Consider the following 4,046-nt stretch of genomic DNA (forward strand, 5'->3'; position numbering starts at 1 on the left):
CCGAAGGAACAAGCCGCCTGATCCTCTGCTCGGGCTGGTCCCCGACACATCCTGATGAGTATGGGTACCTGACCGAAGAGGGTGCCCGCCGTGTGGTGGAGCGGGGCATATCGGTGATTGGAACCGATGCCCCGTCGATTGAATCCCCGGAGGGTGACGGCTCGGTTCACCGGATCCTTCTCCGTGCCGGTGTCATGATCATCGAACTCCTCAGGCTGGACGCTATCCCGGAAGGAGTATATATGATGGTTGCCCTGCCTTTACTATTGAAGGGTATTGACGGATCACCAGCGCGGGTGCTCCTCATTGATTCTGAAGAGATGATGCCATGACAGTCATTCATGATGCAGTACACAAACTCAAAGAAAAGCTTGATGGGAGCGGTTGCGACGATGGGGTCGTCTCCCTCTGGATAAACTCCGATGTGCCGATCTGCCAGTATCCAAAAGGCGTATGCCTCGAGGCTGTGTATGGTGGAAGGACAGCAGAGATGGTGACGACAGATCCGCTTGAAACGAAGACGAAGGTCTCATTCCTGTATGGAGCGCCACTGAAGAAACTGAAGACCCGGGCTGCTGCTGCTGCAATAATCAATGTTGTGACAGGCTTTGCCTGTCTTTCGCGCAAACTCCATTCATGCTCCCCCTCTGATCGCCTGGAATGCCAGGAACTCCTCCAGAAGTTCTATGATTCCGGAAAGATCTATCCTGTCGGGGATCTCAACCATATCCCTGATCTCTTCCCCGGGAGGATCGTTGATCGTCCGGAGGATGCGGATATCATCATCATCGCCGGCGACGGTTTTGTCACCGATGAAGGGATTGCCATCCAGGAGAATTTCCTTGAGGAGAAAGAGATCGTCTATATGGGTCCGTCGACCGCAGGAGTTGCCACACTCCTCGCTCTGAAGCACTGGTGCCCCTTTGGCAGATGAGTAACCATAATACCATCAAAATCACATCTTCAGTATGCTCTTTGGTTCATCCGGTATCAGGATGCAGTATGGAAAAACCCTCCTTGACCTCTCTCTCCGGGTCGGCGCCTCTCTTGGTGCAGGCAGGGAATGTGTGGTTCTCGGGAGCGATACACGAACCACACGGGATATCCTTACCCAATCCCTCATCTCCGGGATCCTCTCCTCCGGGGCGGACGTCATCGCCGGTGGCATCGCACCGACACCGACTGTCGCCTATGCAGCACGGGAAGCCGATGCAGCGTGCATGGTGACCGCATCGCATAATCCTGAGATGTATAACGGACTGAAAGTCTTCAATCCGGATGGCTCTTCCTTTACCATTGCCCAGCAGAAGCAGATGGAGGAGTCACTTGAGGACCCTGGCTGGACGGACTGGAAGGCCATTGGCTCCCGGAGAGATGCGGATATCATAACACCCCACTCCGATGCCATACTCGGGTCTCTTTCACCTCAGGAAGGCATGACGGTTGTGCTGGACTGCGGTGGAGGGGCGGGATCCCGGATCACCCCCTCCCTTCTGGATGAGGCAGGCCTGAGGACCGTCTGCCTCAACTGCGATCCAACGGGAACTTTCCCCCGCCCCTCAGAACCCCTCCCCGAAAATCTCTCATATATGCCTGCGATCATCAGGAGTTCTGGTGCTTCATGCGGTGTTGCCCATGATGGCGATGCGGATCGGTGTGTTGCTTTTGATAACCGGGGCCGGTTTATTTCTGGTGAACATCTCCTGATGCTCTTTGCGCGGTATCTCGACCTGCATGAGGTGGTGACCACAGTCGATGCCTCGATGGCAATTGAGGAGGTTGCTACTGTCAGGCGGACTCCTGTCGGTGACAGCTATGTCTCCGAAGCCCTCCTCTCCTGGGGAAGCCTCGGCGGCGAGCCCTCGGGAAGCTGGATCTTCCCCGCCCACTCTTTCTGCCCTGATGGAATCTATGCCGCCACCCTCCTCTGTGAGATTGCCGGTGAATGGGATATTGCCGAAGAAGTTGATACCATGCCGGTTTATCCGATCCTTCGCTCATCTCTTGCGACTGTAAACGGTGATGCAGCACTCCGATCTCTTGGCGCGGAGGTACCAACAGATGGCATCCGGGTTGAGCAGGAAGATGGCTGGTACCTGATCCGGGCAAGCGGAACCGAGCCGAAGGTGAGGGTGACCGCAGAAGGAAGGACAAAGGATATCGCAGAGAAACTCCTCTCTGAAGGAGAGGATCGATTAAAAAAAGTACTCAGGGAGGTCTCCTGATGGAACCGGTAACAGAATGTATTCTTCTTGCGGCAGGCGAAGGGAAGCGGATGCGCCCCCTGACGACCAGCCGTCCAAAGGTGATGATCCCACTCGCCAATCGTCCCATGCTCGAACATCTCATCCTTGCAGCCCATAAGGCGGGGATCAGGCGTTTTATCCTGGTCGTCGGATATGGCGAACAGGCGGTCAGGGAATATTTCGGTGATGGAAGTGCCCTTGGTGTTGAGATCGACTATGTTGTCCAGAGGCATCAGCTCGGAACCGCCGATGCACTTCGATCTGCAGCAGGGCTGGTATCAGGAAATTTCCTGATGATGAATGGCGATATGATTCTCGGATCTGATGAAATCCGGGCGCTCTGTACTATGCCGGAACCTGCACTTGGTGTCTCTGAAGCCGATCACCCCGAGGAGTACGGGGTGGTTCTGCTTGAGGGTGACCGGGTGGTCAGCCTTGAGGAGAAGTCGAAGAATCCTAAAAGCAGGATGATTAATGCCGGTGCCTATCTCTTCTCTCTTGAGATCTTCGAACGGATCGAAGCAATCGGCCTCTCGCGGCGGGGAGAATACGAACTGACCGATGCATTGATGGACTATATCAATGAAGGAATGCTCTCTGCTCTCACGCTTCATACGTGGATGGATGTCGGGTATCCCTGGGATATACTCGCAGCACACGAACTCCTTCTTACTGATCTGAAGGAAGAGATTGCCGGAACCGTTGAGGAAGGAGCGGTCATCAAGGGTGCGGTTATCATCGGGGAAGGGACAACCATCAGGGCCGGGAGCTATATCGAAGGCCCCTGCATCATCGGAAAGGACTGTATCATCGGTCCGCATGCCTATATCAGGCCGAAGACTGCGATCGGGGACTCCTGCCATATCGGTCATGCGGTCGAAATCAAGAACTCCGTCATCCTGCATGGAACCAAGATCCCGCATTTTAATTATATCGGTGACAGCGTGATCGGCTCAGGGTGCAATTTCGGTGCAGGGACAAAAATTGCCAATCTCAGGCATGACTCCGGCATCGTGCAGGTCGGAGGAGTCCTGACGGGAAGAAAGAAGTTCGGTGCGGTCATCGGGGATGATGTCCTCTTTGGGATCAACTGTTCGGTGAATACCGGTTCGAGTATCGGGTCCGGGTGCAGGATTGCGCCCCATTCATTTGTCGAGGGTGTGTGTGATGATGAGACGATCGTGTCGAGGTGAGCGTGAATGCAGGCAGTAATTTTGGCAGGCGGCGAGGGGTGGCGGCTCCGCCCATTGACTAAGAACCGGCCGAAGGCATTGATCCCTGTCGGTAACCGTCCCTTGATAGACTATTGTATCGAGGCCCTTCTGAAGGCAGGAATACGGGATATCATCGTTGTCGCCGGATACCGGAGAGAACAGGTGATCCGGCATCTCAATACTCTCGATCATGAAGTCAGGGTGGTTTTCCAGGAGAAGCAGCTTGGATCCGCCCATGCACTTGCTTCTGCGGCTCACCTGATTCATGAGACGACCCTTGTCCTCTCAGGGGATAATTACGTGGATGCTGCATCCATCGAGGAGATGGGGACAGAAGGCAATGCAATCATGGTCTCCGGCTCGCTCTCTCCTTCCCATTATGGCGTTGTCCGGATGCAGGATGGTCTCGTCACGGACTTCTTCGAAAAACCCGATGAAAAAGGTCCCTGTCTTGTGAGCAGCGGCCTCTATCTCTTCACACCGGAGGTGATCAGATCCATCAGGGAAGCGGATCTCTCGGATCTGCTCATTCGCATGATCGGAGACGGCATCCCTGTCCGGGGAGTCCGGGGCGGCCAATGGTATG

4 protein-coding genes and 1 pseudogene are annotated in these 4,046 nt (G+C 55.0%); all 5 read left to right on the top strand.

The window, feature by feature from the left end:
- Nucleotides 1-332 (top strand): annotated as a pseudogene (locus QCH34_RS08115) (cyclase family protein); the annotation flags it as partial.
- Nucleotides 329-934 (top strand): hypothetical protein, encoded by a 606-nt coding sequence (locus QCH34_RS08120; protein WP_300332687.1) that lies wholly within the window; start codon nucleotides 329-331, stop codon nucleotides 932-934. The pseudogene QCH34_RS08115 and the gene QCH34_RS08120, both read left to right, overlap by 4 nt.
- Before the next feature lie 34 nt (nucleotides 935-968).
- Entirely contained in the window at nucleotides 969-2,225 is a 1,257-nt protein-coding gene (locus QCH34_RS08125; protein WP_300332689.1) for a phosphopentomutase/phosphoglucosamine mutase, read from the top strand.
- A complete protein-coding gene (gene glmU / locus QCH34_RS08130) occupies nucleotides 2,225-3,439 on the top strand; it encodes a bifunctional sugar-1-phosphate nucleotidylyltransferase/acetyltransferase (protein ID WP_300332691.1) in 1,215 nt (404 codons plus the stop codon). Before QCH34_RS08125 ends, glmU begins: the two co-directional genes overlap by 1 nt.
- A 6-nt stretch (nucleotides 3,440-3,445) precedes the next feature.
- Nucleotides 3,446-4,046 (top strand): sugar phosphate nucleotidyltransferase (locus QCH34_RS08135; RefSeq protein WP_300332693.1); only part of this gene is annotated, 601 nt, incomplete at its 3' end.

The sequence above is a fragment of the Methanocalculus sp. genome (genome assembly GCF_029762515.1).
Classification (GTDB): domain Archaea; phylum Halobacteriota; class Methanomicrobia; order Methanomicrobiales; family Methanocorpusculaceae; genus Methanocalculus.